We start from the raw sequence: 25051 nt of genomic DNA, 5'->3' as shown, positions 1-25051 counted from the left end.
GCAAAGCTTTATAAATGCCCTTGATGCATGTTCGCTTCATCCTCATCGTTTTGTTGATCGTGACCGGTGCGTTCGTCGGCGCGTGCGAAAAGACCGCCGAACTGGACGCCTTCACGGTCGAAACCGCCGTCGGACCCGCCGGTTCGCTGTTGGTCTTGGGCGAGTGCGCCCTGGCTGACGGCGTGCAAGTGCTGGTTCATGCGGTGGGCGGCGAAGCCTACGGCGCGCATCTGGAAACCGCCGTCCTGACACCGGTCGTGGCCGGTCGCTATTACGCCGACGTGGGCGTGTACGACCCGCTTCTGTACCGCGTCGAGGTGGCGGTGTCACCGCGCTACAACCGGCACGTTGCGTTGCCGGCCGCAGCGCCGTCGTTCGCCGATCCCGAACTGCGGGTGCGCGAAGCCAAAGACGACTGGGAGATTTACCGGCAGGTTTCGCACCGTCTCGGCACGCCGGAACAAGAGCGGCAACATCTGCGTTATCGCTTGGCGGCATTGGGTGAAGCCAGTGACGTGCTCGCCCGTTTTGCGGGACAACTGCGGGAGATAGAGACGACCCACAAAGGTCTCGCGCGCTGGTACCGCTTGTATTGGGACAATCGCCACAAAACGCGCCTGGCCAAGCCCGGCATCGATACGCTATATCCCGCCTTGCACAACCACTTGTTAAAAGCCGACGAGGTTTTGCAGCGACGCTTTCACGCCATCCTGGCCGCCACGACGGGTGAAACCGACGAAAGCGATCGCATGGATGCGTCATGGGAACTCTTGGAAAATCGATTGGTGCGCGTTACCCGCGACTTGGCCGACCTCCGGCAGAAGCTGCCTGACTAAGCCGCTTTGGACGCTGCAAATCGGTTGCACGAGACGGTCTCGTCACTTAGGGTTTGACTGTGATAATCTGCGGGGGTTCGGGTTTTTCCCAGGAGGCTTCTTGTGAGCAGACGCGGCTTTTTTTCGATACGGTTGGCTTGGTTGCTGGTGTTGGTGTTGTTGGTTTTCGTCGTAGTCGGCTGCGGCGGCGACGATGACGATGACGACGATGACGACAACGACGATCAATCGCCGACCGACGACGATACGACCGGCGATGACGATACTGCCGATGACGACGATACCACCGACGACGACACAGGCGACGACGATACGACATCGCCCGCCGACCCGTATTGCGAAGAGGGCAAACAATTGTTGCGCGCCGGGGCCGGACCGCTGGCCGCGCTGCAATTCCGTGCGGGCCTCGAACTCGACGAAGACGCGCTGGACTGCCGTTACGGCCTGGTATTGGCCGACACTCTTCATCAATTCGACACGTATTCGATCATTTATGCGTATGTCGAAATGTTCCTCGGCTATCAGCCCCCGGCCGCGGCGGACGACGACTGGCCGCAGACCGGGCAGGCTTTCTTGGATGAGCTTCTCAACCGCCTGCTCGACGGCTTGCTGATAGACGCCTCGGACGAAACCATCGCCAACGTCGAATGGCTGCGCCTGAACGCGCCCGATGTGGTCTACCCGCTGGATCGCATGCCGATCATCCTCAATTTTGAGGAAGTGTGCGATGCGCACGGCGACTTCGACCTGCCCGATGCGGTCGCCGCCGAAGCGTGGGCCGGCATTGTGCCCGGCTTGTTGGGGCATCTTCCGGCCCTGAATCTCGACTTTGATTTGGGACTGGTGTTCGAACTGACCGAGCTGAATTTCGATGACGACATCATCGAGGTCATCGGCACGATCGTCGACTACCTCCTGCGCTTGTTCGACAACCCCTTCTATCCCGATTTCTTCACGTTGAAAGACGACGGCCAACTCTTTGTCGACGCCGGCGCGAAAGTCGGCCTCGGGTTCCAACACGCCGAGGAAGTCTTCGCGCTGCTCGTGGCCGAAACGGGCGGTCAGGAAAACGAAGTGCTGGGCTTCGCCGACCTCAACGACGACGGCATCTGGCAGCCCGGCGAGTCGCTCGTCGTACAGCCCTGGGGCGAACTCGACCAAGACGAAATGCAAGCCGCCGACGCTTTCCGTGTGCTCTTCGGTCAAATGGCGGCGAGCTTCCTGGATTACAGCGAGTACGACTCGACGCCCGGCACGCCCGAACCCTTCCGGCTGGCGTATCTCAACCCGATCTTGCGCGCCTTCGGCATACCCGGGCTGATTCCGGACAGCGATTTGTTGGTCATCGATTTCGGCGCCGCGTACCAGGACGTCGACCCCACGTCGCTGCGCGACACCTTGGTGACGATCCTGCGAATCGCCGACCTCTTTCTTCCCTGACCGGGGCCAAGTGATGTTGCGGCCACCGCCGACGGCTTGAGCCATGCCGCGCCGCATCTCCCGCCGCCGCGCGCTTGCCTACACCGCGATCACCGCGTTCGCCTTGTTAGTCGTGTTGGAGCTTGTCCTGCGCTTGGGCCTGGCGGCGTTTGTGCATTCGCGCGCTTTCTTCCGACCGCAGGTGGATCCGCAGGCGGCCGTGCGTTTTCACGAAACACGCGGGTGGACCCAGGCCGACCCGGGCTCGTTTCGCGGACGTCGCGACGTGTCGCGCACCAAGCAACCGAGTGCCGTGCGCATCATCTGCATGGGCGACAGTTGCACGCGCGGGGCCGGGGTGGCGGCGGACCAAACCTACGCGGCGCAACTCGAACGAATCCTGCAATTGCGGAGCCGGGCGCCGATCCACGAGTTTGAAGTGCTCAACGCCGGGGTCAACGGTTATCAATTGCTGCAGATCGCCGATTTCTTCGAAAGCGAGTTGGTGGGTTACGAGCCCGACGTCCTGATCGTCTACGCCAACGCCTTCGACACATCGGACAAGGCGATCGAACTGGACGTCACCGGTGACGAACTGCCAAAGAGGGTCGAGCGTGAGTCGCGCTCAGTGCTGGTTAACACGCTTCGGGAGGGGCTGTTCGCACTGCGGTCATACCATTTGTTGAGGCGGGTGATTGTGCCCTTGCGAGACGCCGCGCCCGACGTGCGGCCCGACGCCGTGGCGGGCAGGCAAAGCGCCAATTTGCTGCGGCTTCGTCTGGCGTGTGAACGCATCGGCGCGCGGTTGCTGGTGGCCGAGTATCTCGTGCGTTGCGACGGGCCGGGCGAGCCGGGCGTTTGCATCGCGCCGTGGAACCGAACGCGGTCATGGGAGGCGGAATTCGTCCCCCTGCGCGAAGCCTTTCTCGCGGCGGGTAAATCTCCCGCGGAACTCTTCTTGGATGATGTCCACCCCACTGCCGCGGGGCATGCGATCATCGCCCGCGAATTGGCTCGCCACCTCTAACGCGACCGGTCGGTTAACGCGGTGGGGCGGTGAGCCACGGTTCCGGCCCGCGCTGCTCGGCGAGCGGTTGGCGGCACGAAAAGGCGCGGGTCGTTCATGACCCGAAAATCCGGTTTGTCCAAAAGCGAAAACGCTTCGTCAGCCGACACAACCCGCAGGTGGGTGTAGGCCTTGCCGTGATCGAGCTTGATTTGGAGCGCCACGTAGTAGACGCGGCCGCCCCACACGTCGAATTGCAGCATTGCGCCGTCGGCGTTGATGCGGGTCTCCCCCGGGTTCACGTAGGCGTAGATGAAGCGCCCGCCCTGAACGTATCCGGCGAGTTCGCCTTCCATCTTGACGCGGTAGGGAGCGCCGGCCAGCTTGCCTTCCGGGCGCAGAAGAATGATAAGTGCTTGTTTTTCCGTAATTTCCGGCGCACCGAGGAAATCGGCGGTCTGGTAACCGTCGAGGGCCTGCCCGTACGTTGTTTTTGCGCAGGCTTCGTTGGCCAGAGTCTGGAAAAACGTCGCAATAACGATCACATATATGGTGAAAAGCCACTTACCCATAGTTCTTTTCCTTCTCGCCCCCTCTATCAATAGCAGGGCCGGTTCGCGCCATCGCGCTTACCGACCCGTTTGTTCTTGGACTTGCAATGCCCATGCCTTGGTTCAAAGAAATCGACATATTTCCCGAACATGTTGATATAGAAGCGAAAAAAAAGATTACCGGGGCGAGCAAAAAGCTCAGATTTTTGAGACTGCGGTGGATAATGCGCGGTGTTTCCGCCTCGCCTTGGGCCAGGATTGGACCAACATGCGCCAAGCGACACCAAAGCCGGGCGTTTGCACGCTTCGCCACACGAGCCGGGCGAACTCAAGGGGCAGGGCGAAAAGCAAATAAAGCCAGTTATTTCGTATGTTTTCGTTCACAAGGAAGACCAGAAGGCGGTTGACAAACGCCCGCGCCTCGAGCGTCGGGCCGTGGTCTGCGGGGTGGCCGCGCCGGTGCTCGCATACGGCGCGCGGCTCGTATAGGAAGCTCCAGCCGAGACGGTGAGCCCGCCGGCAGACGTCTACATCCTCGAAATAAGCGAAGAAATCCTCATCCAGGAACTCGTCGTTGAGCGTCACCGCTTCCACGGCCTCGCGCCGCCAAAGCGCACAGGCGAAGCTGGATCCGGCGGATGGACCGGGGGTGTCGTATTGGTTGCGGTCGATTTCGCCCGCGCCGAGGTCGCGGGGGGCGAGGCGGCTAGTCGTCAAGTCGATACCGGCCGAGTCGATGACCCGGCCGCCCGGTTTGAGCATCTTCGGACCAACAGCGGCGGTATTTTGCGGCGATTCGCGCAATGTTTGCAGCAAACGGGGTAGGCATCGGCTGCCGATTTGGGCATCCGGGTTCAAAAACAAAACGAATTCCGCCGTTGATTTCCGCAATAGGCGATTGTTGGCGGTGCAGTAGCCGAGGTTGATTTCCGAGGTGTGCAGGCTCACTTCGGCGTGGCTGCGGACGGTCTGGACGGTCGCGTCGCGTGAGGCGTTGTCCCAGACATGTATTTCCATGTCGAGGTCGGCGTCGCGAAGCGCCTCCAGGCACGCTTCGATGTCCGACGCGCTATTGTAGGTAACGATTTGCACGGCCAGTTCCGCCATGAGCCCTCCGTGGAACACGACTCCTATATATCCGCTTGGCGTACCCGGCGTCCAGCGCGGGGTCTTTGCTTTCGGATACGGGGCGACATTACGGCTTGACCCGGGCCGGTCGGGGAGTTATAAACTCACTTCTTTCTTAGGGGTTTAGGCCCGTATACCATTATGAAAACGCCGAAAAGTCGGGGATTGCCATGACTGTCCAAGTCGAGAACGTCAGTGAGATTAAAAAGAGGCTAACCGTCACGATCGACGCCGAGACCGTTACCGCCGAGCGGGACAAGGTTCTTGCCGTCGTGCGCAAGGAATCGCAGGTGCGCGGTTTTCGTCCGGGCAAAGCGCCGCTGGGGATGATTCGCAAGCAGTACGGCGAGTACATCGACGAGGAAGTCAAGCAAAACCTGATGGGCGAAACGCTGGCCGCGGCGATCGACGAGGAAAACATCAAAGTCGCCGCGCAGCCCGAGTTGGAAAAAATCGAGTTCAACGAAGACGGTTCGCTGACGATTATAACGCTGGTCGAAACCATGCCTGAAGTGCAACTCGGTGAATACGAGGGCATTGAAATCACGCGTGAAAAGGTCACCGTGCTCGATGCGGCGGTGGAGGCCCGCTTGGAGGCCATGCAGCGGCAGCACGGGACGATGCGCGAGATCGAAGACCGCGACGTGTGCGAAACCGGCGACGTGGCGCGGATCGATTTCATCGGCCGCAAAAATGGCGAGGCGTTTCAGGGCGGCACCGCCGAAGATTACCAGTTGGAACTGGGCTCGCAGACCTTCATTCCCGGTTTTGAAGACGGCGTAATCGGCCTGAAAGTGGGCGAAGCGACGAAGATCGAAGTCGTCTTCCCGGAAGCGGACAGCCGCGAAGATTTGGCCGGGCAGATGGTGGAATTCGAGGTCACCCTCAAGGCCATCAACCAGCGCGAGATTCCTGAATTGGATGACGAATTCGCCAAAGATACGCAGATGGCCGAGACCATTGAGGAACTGCGGCAGACGATTCACGACCAGATCGAGAAGGCCGAGGAAGGCCGCACCCGCCGCGGGGCGCGACGCGCCTTGGTGGAAAAGCTGGTTGAAATGCACCCCATCGAAGTGCCGCAAGCGATGATCGAGCGGCAGCTCGAATACTCGATTCGTTCGCAGAAGATCGAGATGGCCATGGCGGGCATGCCGATCCAAGACGATCCGGCCGCCGATGAAGCGCTCAAGGCGCACTTGGCTCCGAAGGCGAAGCAGGAAGTGCAGTCCTACTTCATTTTCCGCGCCATCGCCGAGGCCGAGGAGTTGGAGGTCACGGAAAAGGATCTGGAAGCGCGGTTCCAGGAGATGGCCGAGCAACAGGGACGGGAAGTCGCCGAGGTCGCCGCCCAGCATCAGAAGGACAACCTCGCGGAATCCCTCAAGGAAGACATCCTGGACGAAAAGGTGGTGGACTTTTTACTCGAGCGTGCGAAAATCACGTGGGAAGATCCGACTGAAAAGCCGGCGGAAGACGACGTTGTCGACGCCGATATCGAGCCCGAATCCACCGACGAGCCCGCCGGCAACGAAACCGAAGAGTAACCTTTCGGTCGTCGCAGGGACGGCCTTTGTTTGTTGTGTCGTTTTGACTTCTTTTTGCAGGAAGGTTGGGCTCCATCATGCTGGTTCCGATGGTTATTGAACAGACGAGTCGCGGCGAGCGTTCTTACGACATTTACAGCCGGCTTCTCAAAGATCGCATCATCATTCTTGGGCAGGGCGTGGACGACACGATCGCCAACCTGATCATCAGCCAGTTGCTTTTTTTGGAATCGGAAGATCCGGACACGGATATCGCATTGTACATCAACAGCCCGGGCGGCCACGTAACCGCGGCGTTGGCGATTTACGACACGATGCAGTTCATCAAGTCTCCGGTGAGCACGATTTGCCTCGGGCAGGCCAGTTCGATGGCGGGCTTGCTGTTGGCGGCCGGAGAGCAGGGCAAGCGTTTTGCGCTGCCGCACAGCCGGATGTTGATTCACCAGCCGGCGGGCGGATTTCGCGGTCAGGCGACGGATTTGGAAATTCATGCGCGGCAAATGGACGCGTTGCGGCAGGTGATCAACGGCATCATCGCCAAGCATACCGGCCAAAGTGTGGAACGTGTCTCAAAAGACACCGACCGCGACTTTTACTTGACCGCAGCCGAAGCGAAGGATTACGGTCTTATAGATAAGGTTATGGAAAGCCGCGCGGGAATGACCTCGGCGGCGAAAGACGGATAAAGTTATGAGAAAACGAGGCGAAGGCGAAGGAACCCACAATCTGTTTTGCTCGTTCTGCGGCAAAAGCCAGAAGGACGTGCGCAAACTGATTGCCGGCCCGAACGTGTACATTTGCGACGAGTGCATCGATCTGTGCAACGACATCATCGACGAAGAAAGCCAGATCGAGGAAGAAAGCACCGACACTTCCCAGATTCCCAAACCCCGGGAAATCGCCGAAGCGCTCGACGACTATGTGATCGGCCAGCCGCGCGCCAAAAGAGCGTTGGCGGTGGCGGTACACAACCACTACAAGCGCATGTTCTACCGCGGCCGCGCCGGCGATGTGGAACTGGAAAAAAGCAACATCTTGATGGTCGGGCCCACCGGTAGCGGCAAAACGCTGTTGGCGCGCACCTTGGCCAAGGTGCTCAACGTTCCCTTCGCCATTGCCGATGCCACGACACTGACCGAAGCCGGCTACGTCGGGGAGGATGTCGAGAACATCATCTTGGCGTTGCTGCAAAACGCCGACTTCGACCTGGAAAAAACCAAGCGCGGCATCATCTACATCGACGAAATCGACAAAATCAGCCGCAAGTCCGACAGCCCGTCGATTACGCGCGACGTTTCCGGCGAGGGCGTGCAGCAGGCGCTGCTCAAAATCATCGAGGGCACCATCGCCCACGTGCCGCCCAAGGGCGGGCGCAAGCATCCGCAGCAGGATTTCCTGCATATTGACACGACCAACATCCTGTTCATTTGCGGCGGCGCTTTCCACGGGTTGGAAGATGTCATCATGCGCCGCGTAGGCAAAGCGGTGATGGGTTTCGGGGCCGATATTCGCAGCCAAAAAGAGCTCAAAATCGGCGAGATTCTCACCATGGCGCAACCCCAGGATTTGCTGCAGTACGGCTTGATTCCCGAATTCATCGGCCGCTTGCCGGTGGTCGTCAGCCTGCACGAATTGGACGAAGCGGCCTTGGTGCGGGTGCTCACAGAACCGAAAAACGCCTTGGTGCGCCAGTACACCAAGCTGTTTGATATGGAAAACGTCAAACTGTCTTTCTCCGAAGGCGCCCTACGCGCCATTTCGCGGGAAGCGGTCAACCGTAAATCGGGCGCCCGGGGGCTGCGATCGATCCTCGAAGAAGTGATGCTCGACGTCATGTACGAAATCCCGAGTCAGTCGAATGTGAGCGAAGTGGTCATCAACGAAGAAGTGATAACCAGCCGCGAACAGCCATTGGTCGTCTATGAAAAACAAGCCGAGCCGGCCTAACTGAGGGCCGGAGCGCGGTGTGGAATAGAAAATGAAATCGTCTTTCTCTGGAGATCAGCCCCAGGAAGGGCGGCGAAGCTTGTTGCCGCTGCTTCCTCTACGCGATGTCGTGATTTTTCCCGGCATGGTCGTGCCGCTTTTCGTGGGACGCACCCGTTCGATCGCCGCTCTCGACGAAGCGATGGGTAAGGACAAGCTCATTTTGCTCGCGGCGCAAATCGATTCCTCGGTCACCGAGCCCGAAGAAGACGAAATCCACAGCATGGGTACCATTTCGCGCATCGTGCAATTGCTGCGCCTACCCGACGGCACGGTGAAGGTGCTGGTGGAAGGGCAGGTGAGGGCGCGGGTGACGGAGTGCCTGCCGAACACCTCGTTTTTTCTGGCGCATGCCGAGGAAGTCGCGGAGGACGAGGAGCAAACGGTGGAAATCGAGGCCTTGCTGCGCGCGGCGCGGAAGGAATTCGATTCGCTGGTCAAGGTTCACCGGCGCATTCCGAAAGACGCGCTCGACACGTTGGCCGCCGTGGAAGACGGCGGGCGGTGGTCGGATATCGTGGCCAGTCATCTGACGCTGAAGGTGCAGCAAAAGCAGGCCTTGCTCGAAATGGTGTCGCTCAAGGAGCGGCTGGAAAAGATATTTGACTTGATCAGCGGCGAAATCGAAGTCATGCAGGTGCAGCGCAAGCTGCGTTCGCGGGTTAAGCGGCAGGTGGCGTCGTCGCAAAAAGAGGCCTACCTGAAAGAGCAGATGAGCGCCATTCAGAAGGAGCTCGGCGGCGAGCGCGACGAGTTCAAAAACGAATTGCGTGAACTGCAAACGAAGATGCGCAAAAAGAAAATGAGCCGGGAGGCCACGGAGATGGTTCGCACCGAGTTCAAGAAACTACGGATGATGAGCCCGCTTTCGGCTGAAGCCGCGGTCGTGCGCAACTACATCGAGACGATGATTTCGCTGCCGTGGTTTGAAATGAGCGAGGACGAGGTCGACCTCGACGAGGCGGAGCGGATCCTCGACGAGGATCACTACGGCCTGACGAAGGTCAAAGAGCGCATTTTGGAGTACCTCGCCGTGCATAAGCTGGTGGGCAAGTTGCGCGGCCCGATCCTTTGCCTGGTCGGCCCTCCGGGTGTCGGCAAAACGTCGGTAGGCAAGTCGGTGGCGCGGGCGTCGGCGCGCGAGTTCATTCGCATGAGCCTGGGCGGCGTGCGGGACGAGGCGGAAATTCGCGGGCACCGGCGCACGTACATCGGCTCGATGCCGGGCAAGATCATCACGCAGATCAAGCGCGCGAAGGTGAATAATCCGGTGTTTCTGCTCGACGAAGTCGACAAGATGAGCAGCGATTTCCGCGGCGACCCGACCAGCGCACTGCTCGAGGTGCTCGACCCCGAACAAAACCACTCGTTCAACGACCACTACCTGGACGTCGATTACGATTTGTCCGACGTGTTGTTCATCGCCACCGCCAACGTGCTGCATCAAATCCCACCGGCCCTGCGGGATCGGATGGAGATCATTCGCCTGCCGGGCTACACCGAGCCGGAAAAGCTGGCGATCGCCAAGCGCTTTCTCATGCCCAAGCAGGTCGAGGCGAACGGCTTGAAGATGAAGGATTTCGCCATCACCGATGGCGCGCTGCTGTTGATGATCCGGCGTTACACCCGCGAGGCGGGCGTCCGTAACCTGGAGCGCGAGATTGCCTCGATATGCCGCAAGGCGGCGCGGCAGATTGCGCGCGAAGGACACGAGGACGATCGCATTCGCGTCACCGAGAAACAGATGCCGAAGTATCTGGGCGTACCGCGCTTTCGGGAGCAACAGCGCGAAGAGCGCGACATGATCGGCATTGCCAACGGGTTGGCCTGGACCGAAAGCGGCGGCGAACTGCTGGCCGTGGAAGTGGCGGTCATGCCCGGCAAGGGCAATTTGATCGTTACCGGCAAACTGGGCGAGGTCATGCAGGAAAGCGCCAAAGCGGCGTTGAGCTACGTGCGGCGGCGCGGGCCGATGCTGGGCTTGGAGCCGGACTTCTACGAGAAGCTCGATATCCACGTCCACGTACCGGAAGGTGCGGTACCCAAGGACGGCCCATCGGCGGGGATCGTGATGGCGACCGCGATCGCCAGCGCGCTGATCAAGATCCCGGTGCGTTGCAGCGTGGCGATGACCGGCGAGGTGACGTTGCGCGGGCGCGTGCTGGGTATCGGCGGGCTCAAAGAGAAGTTGATCGCCGCGATGCGCGCCGGTGTGAGCAAGGTGCTGGTGCCGCTCGAGAACGAGAAGGATCTCAAGGAAATTCCCCCTGCGGTCAGGCGTAAGCTGGAAATCGTCCTCGTGGAAAACATGGACGAAGTGTTGGCGCAGGCGCTGGTGACCACGCGGCCCGTCGAGCTTTTGTTGGAAGAGGCGCAGGAGCATGCGGAAGCCGCGCTCGCCCCGGAAGACGACGAGGCCGACGAGCGCGAAGATCAGTCGGCCAGGTTGTTGTAGCATTTCCCATCCGTCATAATCACACACTCGAAATTTCGTTTGCGCCGGGAGTATCGACGATGAAACGTGTGTTGTGCATTGCGATCTTGGTTTTGATGACGGCTTACGGTACGGCGTGGGCGGGCGGGTTCGTACGCCACGACCTGACGGTCGACGGGAAGATCCACCAAGTCGTCGCCGTGGACGTGAATGGCGACGACGCCAAGGATTTGCTGATCGCCTATGCGAAAAACGACCGTCGGCGTGCCGCGGCCCGCATCGCGGTGGTGATGGCCGGAGACGGCTTCGCGGCGCCGCGCCTGGACATCGCCTTGCCGGCCGACGCCTGCCTGTGGGACACCGCCGATGTGAACGGGGACGGCATCGCCGAACTCATCGTGCTGCGCAAGTGGTCGGTCGTTTCCCGGCCCCTGGCCAAAACCGAGGCGGCCACCTGGACCACGCTGGCCAAGCAGGGCACCGGCGTGTTGTTTCCGCCCGACGACGGTGCCGTGGGAACGATGGATTTCGCGCGCGATTGGACCGGCGACGGGACGTGGGAAATCGTCGTCCCCGATTACGGCGCGCTGGTGTTTCTGCGTGCGGACGGCGCATCCTTCAAGCGGGCGTTCACGGTGACGTTGCCGGTCGACGGCTGGATGCGCGTGGAATCCGACCCGGGGCAGGCGGCGTCGGGCGAGCGGATCGTGGCCGGGCTGGAACTGCCGCAAATCTTCACCGTACCCACCGGCCGGGGTCACGAATTGTTCTTGGTCAAAGACGAGGCCGTGACGCGGCACGCGCTGACCGAGCAAGGCGTGTTCGCCAAACAGGGCAAAACGCAGCGCTTTGAATTCCTCACCGAACAGGAGCGCCAGGCGGGCAACATGTCGGTGATCAGCCGCACGGACGATCTTAACGGCGACGGGTATCCGGACTTGATGCTCAACAAAATCGGCGGCGGGCTTTCGACCTTCCGGAGCGCGGTGCGCGTGTACGCCGGGACGCCGACCGGTTTCGCCGAGACGCCGGCGTTTTCTTTCGAGAGCGACGGGTTCGCGTCCATGGTTCATTTCCGCGATTTGGACGGCGACGGCAACAAGGAAATGTATCTGCCCTACGCTGATTTCGGGCTGGCGCAGTTGGTCCGCATGCTGACCACGAAAAAGGTGAAGTTGAAGGCGCAGATCTATCGGGGCGCGGCCGGTCTGTACGCCGACAAGCCGACCCTTTCGCGGTCGGCGACCTTCCACGTGACGACGGAACGGGGCATGGATTTTCGCGGCTACCCGCCCAACTTCAATGGCGACTTCGACGGCGACGGCCTCAATGACCTGCTGATGGAAAGCGGCGACGGCTTCGGCGTGTATCGCAACGAGGGCGGGCTGAAATTCGGCGGTACGTCGATGATGCAGTACAACCTGTCGCCGCGCGAACACTTGTTGCTGGCCGATGTGAACGCCGACGGCAAAAGCGATTGCATTTTGTGGGATACGTTCGACCCGGCCCAACGCGGACAGGTCGTGGTGCTCGTCAACGAGCAGTAAGTCAACGCACGAACTTGTTGGTGTTGTTCTAAGGCGTCGTGATTCTCAGCGGTTATCTTAAAAGAAGTATTTACAGCCTAGTGTCCCGCCCAGGTACAGATCCGTGGTTGGAATGATCCATACACCGGGTGAAAGGTCGAGGCTAAGCTCCACCGGTACTTCCCGAAAACGCATCGCGAGTCCCCCGGTGGCGCGAGCGGCCAACCCGGTACGGATGTCATCGTCATGGTCTTGTGGGTGTTCTCGCCGCAAGCCGAACGCGCCGCCTCCACCGATATAGGGTCTCAGGGCAAAGGCCTTCGCACCGGCCACATCGCGGAAATGGAATAAGTAGTCCCCTGTGGCGCCGAAGCCCCCGTGGTAAAAGTCCCAGGCGGCATCGAAATCGAGAGCGTTGGAATCAGAAAGAAAAATTTTGGCCGTGATACCCGTTGGCGAACCGGCCACAAGGCCCAAGCCAAAGATACCACCCCCCGCTAAAGCAGTAACAGCGCTCAGTGAAATAAACAGGGCGGCCAACCACACGATTTTATTTTTCATAACTGAACATAACCACGAAACGACGACTTGCGTTGCAAAATGGGAGGCTGTGTGACCCGATACGCGGTGACAAGGGTCCGTTTCGCTGATCGCCGCAAAATGCTAAGTGTCGCTTGGTTGCGCCCAGCGCCGCCGCACATTCTCGATATCGAAGGGCTGATTCGTAACCGCGAAACCGCCGGTACCCACGGCGATCAGGCGGTCGTCCGCGGAGCGTATTTCCATCTCGGCGACCGCTAGTTTCTTTCCGGCGCGCACCAAGCGACCGGTGGCCCGCAGGTCGGCGCGGTGCACTTGATCCAGCAGGCGCATATGCAGGTCGGCAGTGGCGACCCACATGTCGTAACGCGTGGCGACGGTGAACCAGCCGGCGTTGTCGAAAATCGTCGCCAAGGCGCCGCCGTGCACGTCGCCGAAGGCATGGTTCAAATGCGGATTGTACGGCAGGTCGAAGATCGCGTTGCCGTGCTCGTCGTAGCTGAAGATCATGCCGAAATGGTGCTTGATGGGCGCGTGGTCGAACAACTCGATCAACTCGGCGCAGCGCGTTTGGATATCCACGGGCATCGTCATTCCTTTGGGTTGGGGCCTCGGGAATGGTAAGTCGGTGGAACGCAAAATAAAAGACCGGGCGGGACGGCCGCCGCCGTTTTCCGCCACGTGAGCGCGTCGCGCCGCGAAAGTCGTCTAGTTGCCGAAGCGTTTGGTCAGCTTGTCCTTCCATTCCAAAAAGAGCAGGCCGAGCTTCGTGCCCAGGTCGTCGGCGTCTTCCGGGTTGTCCAGCGGAGGCGCGGCGCCGGCGGGGCCGTAGAAGTCCATCATCATTTTCAGGACGTTCTTCTTGATCATGCCGCGCAAGGGGACGGCGGAGATCATGCCGTAGGTGGCCGCGCCGCCCTGGCGGGCCAGTTCGGGGTGGGCGCGCACGACGGCCACGGCCTCGCGCAGGTCGTCCAGGTAGCGGTCGACGGCGGCGCTGTGGGCCGGGGTGACCATGGCATGCAGGGCGTCGGGCCGCTGCAGGCGGTCGATGTGCCAACTGCATTTTTCCATCTGGTCGGCCACGGCGAAGATGTTCACCTCGCGCTCGGTCGAACCGTAGGCGAACACGCTGGCGTGCGGGTCGCCCAGCACGCGCAGGCCGGGGATCGCGTTGACGCCGCTTTGCAGTCGCTGGGTCGTTTCCATGATTTCCTTGGCGATCTTCAGGTAGCCGTCTTCACCCAGGGCGGTCATGGCGGCCCAGGCCGCGGCGATGGAACCGCCGGGGCGGGTGCCCAGCAGGGCGGGCGAGGCGAAGATGCCGCCGGGCCAGTTTTCGTACACGAACAGTTGGTATTTGAGGATGTCGATGCTGCGGTAGAGGATCGTCGAGGCGCCCTTGGCGGAGAAGCCGTACTTGTGCACGTCGGCGGTGATGGACGTGACGCCGGGCACGCGGAAGTCGAAGGGCGGCACGTTGTAGCCGAGCTTTTCCACCCACGGCAGCAGGAAGCCGCCGAGGCAGGAGTCGACGTGCAGCGGCAGTTTCTTTTTCAGGGCGAGGCGGCCGAGTTCTTCGATGGGGTCGACCACGCCGTGGGGGTAGGCCGGGGCGCTGCCCACCAGCAGGATCGTGTTGCGGTTGATGAGCTTTTTGACGGCTTTGACGTTGACGCGAAAGTCCTTGCCGACCGGCGCGTGCACGGCTTTAACGCCGAAGTACTCGGCGGCTTTTTCGAAGGCGACGTGGATTGTTTCGGGGACGATCATTTCCGGCGTGCCCAACAGCAGGCGTTGGTCGCGGGCCATGTCGCGATAGGTTTTGACGGCCAGCAGGCAGCTTTCGGTGCCGCCGGAGGTCATGGTGCCGACGGTTTGTTCGTCGCCGTGAAGCATCGCGGCGGTCATCTGCACGACTTCGGTCTCGAAGCGTTTCAGGCTGCGAAAGGCCATGGGGTTGAGGCCGTTTTCGGAGAAGTACAGCGAGTGGGCCTGTTGCAGGAATTTCGTGTGCTCCTCACCGAGGTAGTACACGAGGCTCCATGTTTCGCCGTCTTTGTAGTTGGGGTCCTCGGCGCGGAACGATTGCATGGTTTCGAGAATCTTCTTTTTGCCCAGGCCTTTTTTCGGCAGGGTGACTCGGCCTTGCGACATGATGCGCTCCTTTTCGTACAGGGGAAAATCAACCGCGATACTTTACGCCGCGAGCGGCGCGCGGACAACACGGTAGTTGATATGCGTCAAGCGCGCTCGGCGGGCGGCGTTTCGTCTTCGGCGGGCGGTGGTCGCTCGCTGTCGGCGAGTTCCTCGCGTTCGTAGTCGACCGACACGACGATGAGCGGATAGGCGACAACAAACACGGCAAAGAACAGTTGGAACACGGCGTGGCGGGGAAAGAAGTCGAGGAAGATCGACAGCGCCAGCGCGGCCCAGACCAGTTTTCCGAGGAATTGCTTTTTGACGGCGCGTACGAGGGCGGCGATCAGGAATACGACGACCGGCGCGCCGAGGATCAGGCGCGAGAGCAGTTGCCCCACGATACGTCGGCCGCCGAGGGCGAAGTTGTGGATGTTCACCGCTTCGCGGGTGTTGTGCTCCCGGAAGAATTCGGGCGTGGGGTAATGGAGGATTTGCTGCAGCCAGTCGCTTTCCTCCATGGCGAACACGAAGAAGTACAGGCCGTAGAAAAGGAAGAACCATCGTCGTTGCTTGTGGTAGACGGCCAAGCCCAGACCGATCGCGAAGGCCAGCATGTAAAGCAGGAGCTGCACAACCTCGCGGCCCTCGTTGTCGGGCGGGATGGGGTTGTCGGTCGTGTAAAAGCGAATCGGGCCAGTGGGCGAGAAACCGTCTTTGATCGTCAGGGCGACCGCCGCGAGCAGACAGACGAGCAGCGCGATTTGAAACAGCGGATTGCGGAAGCTCTCGTAGCGGCGGCGCGGTTGATTCATGACGGGAAGTATACGGCAGGGCGCGGAGCGACTCTAGCAGGGTGCCGAAAAAGTGCCGCGCGGGTTTTTCAACAACCGGCCCGGGCGGACAAAAAAACGGGGCCGCGCGCGGCGACCCCGGTGGGTGCGATTCGGAGGTGCGTCGATTTAGAAACGGGCCTGCACTAGAAGGTTGAAGCCCAGGATGTGCGTGATTTTGTCTTCCTCGAAGACGCGTTCGGCGATGCCGTTTTCGTTGTCTTCGTACTTCGTCAGGTTTTCGTCGATCACGTACTGCACTTCGCCGAGCACGGCGAAGCCCTCGGCCAGCTCCAGCTTAAAGGTCGGCTTGATGGCAATGATGTCCATCGCGTCTTCCCCGGCCGGGAGGATTTCCAGGTCGCCCACGTCGCGCACGACGATGATGTTCTGCTTGTTAGCGATGCCGGGCACGTCGGTCGGGCCCTGGTACGTGGCCGGGTGCTTGTAGCCGCCGATGATACCGAGGGTAAGGTGGGCGGCCTCAATGTGGTAGTCGAAGCCCGCGGCGACGAAGTATTCGTCGGTGATCGTCGCGTCGGTCGGCAGTGCGTAGAAGGGCGCGAGGCCGGGCACGTCGAACAGTACGTAGGCCAGTTGCCGGAACACGAGGTCGGTGTGCACGCGCCAGTGCCCGAACTTCAGCTTGGCGTTGACGTCGCCGGCCAGGGCCGGTTGGTAGAGCGTGGTTTCGGGGTCGTCCCAGTCGAGCATGAGTTGCTCGCGGTAGGTGACTTCCGAAGAGAGCATGTGCGAGAAACCTTCGCCGTATTGCTCGGGCGCGGCGGCCTCGCGGGCTTTCTCCACATCGCGGCGATACAGGCGGAAATCCACACTGTCGCCGATGGACAGGCCGCGCCGCCACGTCACACGGGTTGATACGCCGTGGGCTTCGATGGTCTCGCCGGCGATTTCGCTGTCGTAGCTTTGCGGCGGGAACACGCCTTTTTCGAAGATGCCGCCGTTGACTTCCCACAGCAGCGATTTGCCGAAATCGAGGCCGAAGCCGCCGAGCGCGCCGTAGAAGGTTTCAGCTTCGTTGATGTCTTCGTTGAGCATGCGCATGGCTTTGGCGCCGCCGAAGAGGTAGCCGCCGAAGGTGTCGCTCGACCCGGTGCCCCAATCCCACTGCAAGCGCAGGCCGGGCGCGGGGTTGTCGGTGCTGGGCCAGGTTTCGTCGCCGCCCCAACTGATGTCGTAGCTATAGCCGAGGCGGAAGCGGTCAGAGTCGATGGGAAAGAGCGTCAAGGCGACCATGTCGCGGTTGGCGTCGGGCGAGAGCAGGTAATTGAACTTGATGTACGAGCCGTCGTCGCGCAGTTGGGTATCGGTCTCCCACGTGACTTCGTCGGTGACGTTCTCGAGTTGGATCACCAAGGCCGCCTCGAGTTCGAGCCGCTCGAAGTAGCTTTGCATTTTCTTGTACAGCACGAGATGGGCGAGGGTTTCGTACCCGGTCATGGCGCTGTTGTAGTTGTCGAAGAAGGTTTCGTTGCCGGTGTAGTGGAACCCGGCGCGCGGGCTGCGGTCTTCGGCCCCGGCGAACAAGTTGTCGTCGGAGAACGCGAAGGTCACCCAGGTGTCCATAAAGTCTCCGGCGACCGCGGTACCCGCCAGCAGGCAGAGGCAGAAGACGACGCCCAATAATCTCACTGTGGCTTTCAATGGAACCTCCGAATTTTATCAGGGTGCGGCGATCCTTGGCGCAACCGCCGCACCGTCCAGGCTTATTCGCTTAGTCGGAAACCGTGTGAGCGCCGAGGAACGTGAACGTGTCCTGGGCGTGCCAGTCCCATTCGTCAGCGGGATCGAAGGCGTCGCCGCCGTTCGGGTCTCCCGCGCGAATCGTCGGGTCGCGCACTAGGGTTCGGTTTTCGGTGATGTTATCGCCGGTGCCCCAGAAACCCGCGGCGGGTTCTTCGCCGATTTTGCCGAACACGTCGAGCGTCACGGCACTGCACGCAAGTTCGATGGCATCGTTGCCGTTCCAGTTGGCGTTGTTCGTGGTGACGTCGCACTCGGCGAGGATCGCGGGGTCGGAATCCGGGTCGCAAACGACCAGCACGTCACCGGCGGCGATCGTCTCTGCGGAGATATCGGTCGTGGCGCTGGGGGTGGCGCTGCCGTTGCGATACAAGACGACGGCGCAACCGGTCAGGGTCGCGGTGCCGGTATCGTCGTTGTAGATCTCGATGGCTTTATTTTCCGAGCTGCCCTCGATGTATTCGCTGAAGTAGATCTCGCCGCTCGGGGTGGAATCGTCATCGTCATTGTCATCATCGTCATTGTCATTGTCATTGTCATCATCGTCGTCATCATCGTCGCCGCCGGCGCAATCTTCGTTGGCCGCGCCGGGCGAGCCCAGGTCGCCGGTGTCGTAGGCGATCGTGGCGGCGCACCAGTTGGCGGCATTCTGCGCGTCGGTGAAGTCGAAGGCGTCGGGGTCCAGATTCATCGACGCACCGGGCAGGATCGGGAAATCGGTTTCGTTGTAAACCACCTGCGCGATGACGTCGTCAGCGGGCGTGGCGAGGATCACTTCGTCTTCGGTGTTACTCAACTGGAAGGAGGCGTAGACATAGTCGACGCCCGCGCCCACCGCCGTTTCGGAGCGGGCCAGCACGGCATAACCGCCGGCGGTCACGACCACACTGCTTTCGATGGTGTGGCTTTCCTTCGCGGCGTCTTTCAACACGAGGCCTTGGATATCGATGTCAGCGCCGGTGGTGTTGTAGATTTCTACCCATTCGCCGGCCGTATCATCCAGCGCGGCGGGGTTGATCATGATTTCGGTGATCAACAAATCGCCTTGGTTGACGTCGGGGACGGTGGTGTCGTCGTCGCCGGTGGTATCGCCGTCTGTGGTGTTGTCGCCGGTGGTAGCGTCGTCGGTGGTATCGTTATCGTCGTCGTCATTGTTATCGTCATCATCGTCATCGTCGGTGGCGTCGTCGTCATCATCGTCGAAGGGCACGGTATCGTCGTCGTCGTCGTCATCGTCGCCGCTGGTCGTGGCGCAAGCGACGAAAAACGCGAGGGCGATCAGGAGTATCCCGATCAGCCAGAAGTAGCGTTTGGCGTTCATATCCCTTCCCCCTATTCGGTCAAGTCGGAATTCGAGCGCGGTTCAATTTTCCACGCGCCGTAGTCGTAATTCAGGACGCCGACGATCGAGCTGTAGGAATCGCCGCTGCCGATGCCTTCGTCGGCCCAGTGGTCTTTTTCGAAGAAAAGGTCGTCAACGTTCAACTGGTCGCTGTTGCCATCTTCCACGGTGAACTCGCCGTATTCATCCGGATCAGCGATGACGTCCACGTCGGTGATTTCCACGAGCATGCCCTCGTAGTCATCGCCAACCTCGTCGATGTCGATCGTGGTGGGGTCGGGTTCGGCGCCGCTGCCGACGACTTCCACGCTGCCGCCTTCGTTTTCGCAGACGATTTCCATGAGGTCGTAAAACACGGCGATTTGGCCCGTGACGCGGACGACATCACCGATCTCACCATCGTAACCGTCGGCGATCTGGTCCCACATGTACACGGCGATGCCGCTGCTGTCGTCTTTGCTGTCTTCATCCTGAATGAAGAACAAATCACCGCTCCAATTCAGCGGAGAAATCACCACGCCTTCGACGGTGACGACGGATCCTTCGGATTCATCACGCGCGTCGGCGACGCTCATCGCGTCATCGTCGTCGTCATCATCGCCGGCGTCGTCATCGTCATCCCAGACGCCGCCGTCATCGTCGTCGTCATCATCGCCGCCGCCAGTCGCGCACGCAGCAGTTAGTATGAAAGCAATAAGAAGCAAAAACATCGCCGCCAGAAATAGCCGATTGCGCAACATGGATTTCTCCCTCAATCGTTCAAATCGTTGTCGGTACGCGGCTCGAGTTTGAATTCGCCGAAGCCGAAATACACGATGCCGCGAATGAATGCGAATTCGTCGCCGTCACCGATGCCCAAACCCTCGAAATGGTTCTGCTCGAAAAAGAGATCGTCGACGATAAAACTGTCGCCGCCGCTGTCGGCGGTAAATTCACCGTGGTTGTTGAGTTCGCCGGAAACCGTGACGTCGTCGATTTGCACGAGAACGCTTTCCCACGGTTCGCCTAAATCACCGGCGTCGATCACTTCGGCGTCGGGAATGTCGGTCGTGCCGAGGATCTCCAGGTCCGCCGGATCTTTGACGACCAACTCGGTCAGATCCCAGTAATCCTGGACTTCGGCGGTTACGCGCAACTCCAAGCCCATCTCCAAATCGGCGGCGTACGCCTCGACGACTTCGCTGTACATGTACACCGCGACGCCGCTGTACTGGCCGCCGTCGGCGTCCTGCAGGAAGAAGGTTTCGCCGATGAAGTCCAGCGGTGAAGTAACCACGCCGGTGACGGTAACAACGTCACCCGGGCCGTAATCGCCCTCCCGCACTTCGTAAATCGTAGCGTCTTCGCCACCACCACCGCCGGTGTCGGGATCCAGCGCGTCCCACTCGTCGCTGTCGTAGTCGGCGGCTTGGCGCGGGCAGAGTTTGTATTCGTCAAAGTTGAAGCTGATCAGGCCGGCGATGACGTTAAACGCCGTGTCGGCGGGCGGGTTGGGCGCGGAGCCGTAGAAAAGATCGTCGACCTTGACGCCGTCGGCGATGAACTCGCCGTAGTTGTTGATGGCCTCCTCGACGGTGACGTCTTCGATGGCCACGAGCACGCCTTCCCACTGTTCGGCGTCTTCGTTGGTCGGCTCGATATCCGCCGTGTCCACGACTTCCGGGTCGAGCGGGTCGACGGAATCGACGATCTCGAGATCGCTCGTGTTGGCGATCGTGATTTCGGTGAAGTCGTAGTACTCGGTGTACTCGCCGGCCAGGTTGAGGACGTCGCCGATCGTGACGCTGATCTCGTCCACGATGCCCTTGTTAATGTAGATGTACACGCCGCTAAAGGGGCCGCCTTCGGGCTCTTGCACGAAGAAGCCCTCGCCGTCGGCCGTCTTTTGGCTGGTGACGATGACGTGGCTGAGTTGGACGCGCGTGCCTTCATCGAAGTCGCCTTGTTGGACTTCGTAGATCGTGGTGTCGATCGCGACGTTGTCGTCATCGCCGGTCGTGTCGTCGTCGTCATCGTCGTCGGCGTTGTTGGTCGTGGCGCAGGCGAGCAGACAGGCCAGGGCCGCGATAAGAATCAACAGGAACAGATAGATGGCGCTTCGTTTCATCGATGCGGACCTCATTCGAAATCGCCGGCTCGCCGGGGGATGACCATCCAGCCCGGGTTTGCCAGGTAATGGTAGCGAAGGTTTCCGGTAACGCGCACGAAGGTTTTGCCTTCCATGGAAGGCGGGTCGATTTCGTCGAATACGGCCGTTTCGGCCACGAGAATCGTGTTGCTTTCCTCGCCGCAGCCGCTCAGGCCGCTGAAGCTGACCCGCCACTGGTCGTACGCGTAGAATGTTTCATCGACGGGGCAGACGGTGATGTCCTCGACTTGCACGAGGCTGGACTCCAGCTCTTCCATGGCGATGTCGTTGGCCATCAGCGACGGCGTGATCGTGAAGGGGTCAACCGTTTCGTCGGTAGGTTCGGCAAGGTAATCGGGGAAACCCAGTTCCGTGAAGCCGAAGTACTCGTCGACCTGGCCGCGCAGGGCGGTCAGCCGCATGCCGGTTTCCACCTCGGGGCGGTTGTGGGTGTAGACGAACATGCCGGCCCAGGAGCCGCCGGGTTCGTCGAGGTCTTGGCAATAGAAGCCGTCGCGTCGCACGTTGGTCACCACGACGTTGCGGTCGGCGACGCGCACTTCGACGAAGTCGCCGAAGAGGCCGGAGCTTTCGAAGTTGTCGGTGCGCTGCACTTGGGTGAGCGTCGGGTCTTCGAAGTAAAGCATCGGCGTGGCGCCCGCGGCGTAGGTGCCGCTTTGGTCGAGGCCGCCGGCGTCTTCGACCCAAATGGTCACGTCGCCGTGGCAGGCTTCGACGTACAGTTCCACAGCGTCGGCCGTGCCGTTTTCGATTTCCACGCGGCTTTGCTGGCCTGCGGCGAAGTGCCCGACCGGTTCGACGCGGAAGGCGAGCTTACCGGCGTAGGTGGACAGGAAGTCGCCGTTTTCATCCAAGGCGCGGATTTGCAGGACGTAGCGCAGGGGCTCGTCGGGAAAAGCTTGCGGGCTGCCCGGTGAGCCGATTTCACCGTCCGCGATGCGAATGGCGAAGCTGCTGAGGCCGCCGTCGCTGTCGAATTCGGTAACGCAGGCGGCCAGGGCGAGGGTCAGGATCAAGCCGGCGGTGAGGGCGTATTTTCTCATGACTAAAACACCGTGTTGATGCGGCCATCGGCGATGGCGATACCGCTCGTGCAATTTTCGAGGTCTTCGGTGGAATTGTCACACGCGGGCAGTTCCGGATGGTCGGCCAGGTAGTCGATCACCGCGGCGCGCATGCTGATGCCGGTGTCGGTTTGGGTCGTGTTGCGGGCCAGCATTTCAAAGCCGGAGCCGCCGCCGGCCATGTAGTTGTTGGTCGCCATTTCGTACACGCCGCCGGGGTTGAGCGGCGAGCCGTTGATGAGAATGTCCTCGGCGCGGCCCGTGCGGCAGTTCATCGTGAAGGTGATGCCCGACACCTGGATTTGCGTGGAGCAGCCGCGGCCGGCGCTGCGGTGCGTGGAGTAGTCGAGCACTTCCTGCACCTCACGCCCGGAGAGGAACATGGTGGTGATCGTGTTTTCGAAGGGCAGGACGTTGAACAGGTGCTCCAGCAGGATGTCGCCTTCCTGAATGTCGGTGCGGATGCCCAGCGAGTTGGTCACGCAGAAATCGGTTTCGACGCCCGGCCGAAACTGCATGGCTTCGGCGACGAAATTGCCGAGCATGGAATCGCCGCCGCTGGTGCCGAAGCGCTTGAGGTCGATCAGCGCGCGGCCGAGGACGCGGTCGAGATCCAACGTGCGGTTGAGCTCGATGTAATACGGCTCCAGCACTTCCCACACATCGGCGTCCGGCGCGACGGTGGAGTCGACTGGAATGAGTTCGAAGTCGTGGGATTTGACCTTGCCGTCGCGCACCAAGAGGTCCAGGCGACCGACAAACTTGGCGAAGGCGTGGGGGTGGGCGACGATCGTGTCGTGATTTTTGCATTCGGAGCGGTAGCGGAAACCATCCAGATGCGCGACCTCTTCGGGCACCGGGTCGTAGGGGACGACCGAGGGCGGGTCGAGCGCCACATGGTGGTGGCCGCCCATAATCACGTCGATGCCGCAGACGTTGCGGGCGACTTCGAAATCGTCGGTCAAACCCAAATGGCTCAGCAGAATGACGACATCGACGTCGCCGCGCAGTGTATCGACCAGTTCCTGAGAAACTTGGAGGTGGTCGATGGGCTGTACGCCCAGGGAGTTGTCGGCCTCGCCCAGCGAATACATCGAGGAGGTGTTGGCCATGCCGATAATGCCCACGCGCAGGCCGTCGAGATTGCGAACGACGAAGGGCTGCAGCGTCCTCTTCATCATTTCGGTGTGCGGTTTGGGAATCTCCCAACGGTAGTTGGCCGCGAGCACGGGGTAGTTCGCCCAGTTGGAAAGCTGTTGGGCGGCGTTGAGCGGACCCTTGTCGAATTCGTGGTTGCCCAGCGCCTGCGCGTCCACGCCGGCTGCCGACATCGCGCGGATCTCCGGCTCACCGTTGAACAAATTGAACACGGGCGCTCCCTGGAAAATGTCGCCGGAATCGAGCCACAGGCTGCGTTGCGCCTTATGACGCTCGCGTTTGATGACCGTCGCGATTTGGGCGATGCCGCCGAAGGGCGCGCGGTCTTCGGACATGCCGAGCATGCGCTCCGTGTACAAGGGTTTGTAGTCGTAGGGGAAGATGCGACTGTGGATATCAGACGTGTGCAGGAGCGTAAGGCGGACGTCTTGGCCGGAGATGTCGACGTCGGGTCCGATGTACGCGCAAGTCGCCATAAAGGCGACAATTACCAGCAGCCCCGCCGCCAGTAAGCCGGTGAACTTCCGCCGATTACTCGTCATGACGTTTTCTCTCGTGGTATGTGGAAGATCGAATCCTTTGCGGTCGGTGCCGCCATCGGCCGCGTCCTCGATGCATACAGTGTCATCTTCCCAGAACCTCAATGCAATCCACCGGCGCGGAAAAAACGCCCCGGTTTGGCGTGTTAATCATGTGCCGTCCATTTCGAACGAGGCAATACGCTTTACCGACGGGTAGGGAACGATGTCCGTGGGGCTGTGGATCGAATGGAACCACACGATCACCGCCTCAGGAAAACTATCGGCCATTAAGTTGACTAGTTCGGGTTCGTTGTCGAAGGCGGCCACCACTTCGCCGAGGCCGCGAATGCATTCCACGGCGTTTCGCTTGTGTTCTTCGTCGGGCGTTTCGAATTTCTCTTTCATGATCAGCGCGACACGGGTGTCCTCATAGGGGAACTGATGGCGCAGGAGACCGGCGACGGTCCCCTCTTTCATGTTCGGGTAGTCGCGGCCGGTCAGGTAGCAGATCGTGGCGCCGGCGTCGAACACGCGCCGCACATAGTCCACGGCGCCGGGCATCGGCTGGTCGTAGGCCAAGTATTCGTTGGTGAAGAAACGCTCCTGCCAAAACGCGAGCAATTGGTCCAGCAGGTTTTCGTCGGCGACGCCGGCTTCCCGTACATCTTCGTGAAACCACCAGCCCAGCTCGTCCGGCCTCAGCTTGGCCACGGCTTCGGCTAGCGCGGGATGCAATCTCCCGGCCTCGAGAAGTATTTGATAGCTGCGATGGCGGGTGCTGAACAACGTGCTGTCGAGGTCGAAAATCACGAGGGGCCGCTCGGCGGTGCGCCGGCGCACATGTTCGAGAACCGAAAGCAGAATATTGCCGCCCATCATTCACCAAACATCATCGGCCCGCAGGGGAAGGAAGTCTCGCTTTGCACAGCGCCGGATACGATACGCGCCACCGATCGGCCGCGGATGGAGAGCGCGATGGAAGGGGCGAATCCGACTGCTGAAACCCCTGTTGTATTGCGGCGCAAATTCTAACAAGGGCGGTTGGGGCTGTCGAGCGGGCGCGAAGCGAAAAACGCGCAAAAAAAGCCCGCCACACGGATGTAGCGGG

At 60.8% G+C, this 25051-nt stretch carries 21 protein-coding genes; 8 read left to right on the top strand and 13 right to left on the bottom strand.

Annotated elements, in window-relative coordinates:
- The first annotated feature begins 14 nt into the window (after nucleotides 1-14).
- The 3 genes from P9L99_04790 (at nucleotide 15) to P9L99_04780 (ending at nucleotide 3282) form a co-directional block, all read left to right on the top strand.
- On the top strand, nucleotides 15-836 hold the full coding sequence (locus P9L99_04790; protein MDP8222655.1) for a hypothetical protein: 822 nt from the start codon (nucleotides 15-17) through the stop codon (nucleotides 834-836).
- A gap of 102 nt (nucleotides 837-938) precedes the next feature.
- Entirely contained in the window at nucleotides 939-2276 is a 1338-nt protein-coding gene (locus tag P9L99_04785) for a hypothetical protein (GenBank protein ID MDP8222654.1), read from the top strand.
- A gap of 43 nt (nucleotides 2277-2319) precedes the next feature.
- Nucleotides 2320-3282 carry an SGNH/GDSL hydrolase family protein gene (locus P9L99_04780; protein ID MDP8222653.1) on the top strand — a complete coding sequence of 321 codons (963 nt, stop codon included), beginning with the start codon at nucleotides 2320-2322 and terminating at the stop codon, nucleotides 3280-3282.
- Here the strand turns inward: P9L99_04780 and P9L99_04775 are convergent.
- Together P9L99_04775 and P9L99_04770 are read right to left on the bottom strand one after the other, a co-directional pair.
- Nucleotides 3279-3833, bottom strand: a complete 555-nt coding sequence (locus P9L99_04775) for a hypothetical protein (protein ID MDP8222652.1) — start codon at nucleotides 3831-3833, stop codon at nucleotides 3279-3281. The genes P9L99_04780 and P9L99_04775 overlap by 4 nt on opposite strands.
- Before the next feature lie 177 nt (nucleotides 3834-4010).
- Entirely contained in the window at nucleotides 4011-4919 is a 909-nt protein-coding gene (locus P9L99_04770) for a glycosyltransferase family 2 protein (GenBank protein MDP8222651.1), read from the bottom strand.
- A 191-nt stretch (nucleotides 4920-5110) separates the two neighbouring features.
- Between P9L99_04770 and tig the strand changes: the two genes are divergently transcribed.
- The 5 genes from tig to P9L99_04745 all read left to right on the top strand — a co-directional run bounded on the left by tig (nucleotide 5111) and on the right by P9L99_04745 (nucleotide 12454).
- Nucleotides 5111-6487: a trigger factor gene (gene tig, locus P9L99_04765; GenBank protein MDP8222650.1), complete on the top strand. Its 1377-nt coding sequence runs from the start codon at nucleotides 5111-5113 to the stop codon at nucleotides 6485-6487.
- Between the two features lie 77 nt (nucleotides 6488-6564).
- Nucleotides 6565-7173, top strand: coding sequence for an ATP-dependent Clp protease proteolytic subunit (locus P9L99_04760; GenBank protein ID MDP8222649.1), 609 nt, complete (start codon nucleotides 6565-6567; stop codon nucleotides 7171-7173).
- Between the two features lie 4 nt (nucleotides 7174-7177).
- A complete protein-coding gene (clpX, locus tag P9L99_04755; protein MDP8222648.1) occupies nucleotides 7178-8434 on the top strand; it encodes an ATP-dependent Clp protease ATP-binding subunit ClpX in 1257 nt (418 codons plus the stop codon).
- A gap of 31 nt (nucleotides 8435-8465) precedes the next feature.
- Nucleotides 8466-10928 (top strand): endopeptidase La, encoded by a 2463-nt coding sequence (gene lon, locus P9L99_04750; protein MDP8222647.1) that lies wholly within the window; start codon nucleotides 8466-8468, stop codon nucleotides 10926-10928.
- A gap of 59 nt (nucleotides 10929-10987) precedes the next feature.
- A complete protein-coding gene (locus P9L99_04745; GenBank protein MDP8222646.1) occupies nucleotides 10988-12454 on the top strand; it encodes a VCBS repeat-containing protein in 1467 nt (488 codons plus the stop codon).
- A gap of 57 nt (nucleotides 12455-12511) precedes the next feature.
- On the opposite strand, the gene P9L99_04740 is transcribed toward P9L99_04745, so the two are convergent.
- The 11 genes from P9L99_04740 to P9L99_04690 all read right to left on the bottom strand — a co-directional run bounded on the left by P9L99_04740 (nucleotide 12512) and on the right by P9L99_04690 (nucleotide 24822).
- Nucleotides 12512-12994, bottom strand: a complete 483-nt coding sequence (locus P9L99_04740; protein MDP8222645.1) for a hypothetical protein — start codon at nucleotides 12992-12994, stop codon at nucleotides 12512-12514.
- Nucleotides 12995-13096: 102 nt separating this feature from the next.
- Nucleotides 13097-13561, bottom strand: coding sequence for a PaaI family thioesterase (locus P9L99_04735; GenBank protein MDP8222644.1), 465 nt, complete (start codon nucleotides 13559-13561; stop codon nucleotides 13097-13099).
- A gap of 120 nt (nucleotides 13562-13681) precedes the next feature.
- Nucleotides 13682-15130 (bottom strand): aminotransferase class V-fold PLP-dependent enzyme, encoded by a 1449-nt coding sequence (locus tag P9L99_04730; GenBank protein MDP8222643.1) that lies wholly within the window; start codon nucleotides 15128-15130, stop codon nucleotides 13682-13684.
- Nucleotides 15131-15216: 86 nt separating this feature from the next.
- Nucleotides 15217-15927 carry a hypothetical protein gene (locus tag P9L99_04725; protein MDP8222642.1) on the bottom strand — a complete coding sequence of 237 codons (711 nt, stop codon included), beginning with the start codon at nucleotides 15925-15927 and terminating at the stop codon, nucleotides 15217-15219.
- Between the two features lie 147 nt (nucleotides 15928-16074).
- Nucleotides 16075-17610, bottom strand: a complete 1536-nt coding sequence (locus tag P9L99_04720) for a hypothetical protein (GenBank protein MDP8222641.1) — start codon at nucleotides 17608-17610, stop codon at nucleotides 16075-16077.
- Nucleotides 17611-17680: 70 nt separating this feature from the next.
- Nucleotides 17681-19030, bottom strand: a complete 1350-nt coding sequence (locus tag P9L99_04715; protein MDP8222640.1) for a lamin tail domain-containing protein — start codon at nucleotides 19028-19030, stop codon at nucleotides 17681-17683.
- A gap of 11 nt (nucleotides 19031-19041) precedes the next feature.
- Nucleotides 19042-19791 carry a hypothetical protein gene (locus P9L99_04710; GenBank protein ID MDP8222639.1) on the bottom strand — a complete coding sequence of 250 codons (750 nt, stop codon included), beginning with the start codon at nucleotides 19789-19791 and terminating at the stop codon, nucleotides 19042-19044.
- An 11-nt stretch (nucleotides 19792-19802) separates the two neighbouring features.
- Entirely contained in the window at nucleotides 19803-21158 is a 1356-nt protein-coding gene (locus tag P9L99_04705) for a hypothetical protein (protein ID MDP8222638.1), read from the bottom strand.
- Between the two features lie 11 nt (nucleotides 21159-21169).
- A complete protein-coding gene (locus tag P9L99_04700) occupies nucleotides 21170-22243 on the bottom strand; it encodes a hypothetical protein (protein MDP8222637.1) in 1074 nt (357 codons plus the stop codon).
- 2 nt (nucleotides 22244-22245) lie between these two features.
- Nucleotides 22246-24066, bottom strand: a complete 1821-nt coding sequence (locus P9L99_04695) for a 5'-nucleotidase C-terminal domain-containing protein (GenBank protein ID MDP8222636.1) — start codon at nucleotides 24064-24066, stop codon at nucleotides 22246-22248.
- Nucleotides 24067-24111: 45 nt separating this feature from the next.
- The gene (locus P9L99_04690) at nucleotides 24112-24822 is read right to left on the bottom strand and encodes an HAD family hydrolase (GenBank protein MDP8222635.1); all 711 of its coding nucleotides are present in this window, start codon (nucleotides 24820-24822) and stop codon (nucleotides 24112-24114) included.
- Between the last annotated feature and the right edge of the window lie 229 nt (nucleotides 24823-25051).

The sequence above is a fragment of the Candidatus Lernaella stagnicola genome, assembly GCA_030765525.1.
Taxonomy (GTDB): Bacteria; Lernaellota; Lernaellaia; order Lernaellales; family Lernaellaceae; genus Lernaella; species Lernaella stagnicola.
Note: the sequence above shows the minus strand (reverse complement) of the source record. Positions and strands in the feature narration are given on the sequence as shown.

What these genes read in the sequence shown, in the direction of transcription:
- P9L99_04790 (MDP8222655.1), top strand. Translation starts at nt 15, where the DNA reads ATGCCCTTGATGCATGTTCGCTTCATCCTCATCGTTTTGTTGATCGTG.
- P9L99_04780 (MDP8222653.1), top strand. Translation starts at nt 2,320, where the DNA reads ATGCCGCGCCGCATCTCCCGCCGCCGCGCGCTTGCCTACACCGCGATC.
- P9L99_04775 (MDP8222652.1), bottom strand. Translation starts at nt 3,833, where the DNA reads ATGGGTAAGTGGCTTTTCACCATATATGTGATCGTTATTGCGACGTTT.
- P9L99_04770 (MDP8222651.1), bottom strand. Translation starts at nt 4,919, where the DNA reads ATGGCGGAACTGGCCGTGCAAATCGTTACCTACAATAGCGCGTCGGAC.
- tig (MDP8222650.1), top strand. Translation starts at nt 5,111, where the DNA reads ATGACTGTCCAAGTCGAGAACGTCAGTGAGATTAAAAAGAGGCTAACC.
- P9L99_04760 (MDP8222649.1), top strand. Translation starts at nt 6,565, where the DNA reads ATGCTGGTTCCGATGGTTATTGAACAGACGAGTCGCGGCGAGCGTTCT.
- clpX (MDP8222648.1), top strand. Translation starts at nt 7,178, where the DNA reads ATGAGAAAACGAGGCGAAGGCGAAGGAACCCACAATCTGTTTTGCTCG.
- lon (MDP8222647.1), top strand. Translation starts at nt 8,466, where the DNA reads ATGAAATCGTCTTTCTCTGGAGATCAGCCCCAGGAAGGGCGGCGAAGC.
- P9L99_04745 (MDP8222646.1), top strand. Translation starts at nt 10,988, where the DNA reads ATGAAACGTGTGTTGTGCATTGCGATCTTGGTTTTGATGACGGCTTAC.
- P9L99_04740 (MDP8222645.1), bottom strand. Translation starts at nt 12,994, where the DNA reads ATGAAAAATAAAATCGTGTGGTTGGCCGCCCTGTTTATTTCACTGAGC.
- P9L99_04735 (MDP8222644.1), bottom strand. Translation starts at nt 13,561, where the DNA reads ATGCCCGTGGATATCCAAACGCGCTGCGCCGAGTTGATCGAGTTGTTC.
- P9L99_04730 (MDP8222643.1), bottom strand. Translation starts at nt 15,130, where the DNA reads ATGTCGCAAGGCCGAGTCACCCTGCCGAAAAAAGGCCTGGGCAAAAAG.
- P9L99_04725 (MDP8222642.1), bottom strand. Translation starts at nt 15,927, where the DNA reads ATGAATCAACCGCGCCGCCGCTACGAGAGCTTCCGCAATCCGCTGTTT.
- P9L99_04715 (MDP8222640.1), bottom strand. Translation starts at nt 19,030, where the DNA reads ATGAACGCCAAACGCTACTTCTGGCTGATCGGGATACTCCTGATCGCC.
- P9L99_04710 (MDP8222639.1), bottom strand. Translation starts at nt 19,791, where the DNA reads ATGTTGCGCAATCGGCTATTTCTGGCGGCGATGTTTTTGCTTCTTATT.
- P9L99_04705 (MDP8222638.1), bottom strand. Translation starts at nt 21,158, where the DNA reads ATGAAACGAAGCGCCATCTATCTGTTCCTGTTGATTCTTATCGCGGCC.
- P9L99_04700 (MDP8222637.1), bottom strand. Translation starts at nt 22,243, where the DNA reads ATGAGAAAATACGCCCTCACCGCCGGCTTGATCCTGACCCTCGCCCTG.
- P9L99_04690 (MDP8222635.1), bottom strand. Translation starts at nt 24,822, where the DNA reads ATGATGGGCGGCAATATTCTGCTTTCGGTTCTCGAACATGTGCGCCGG.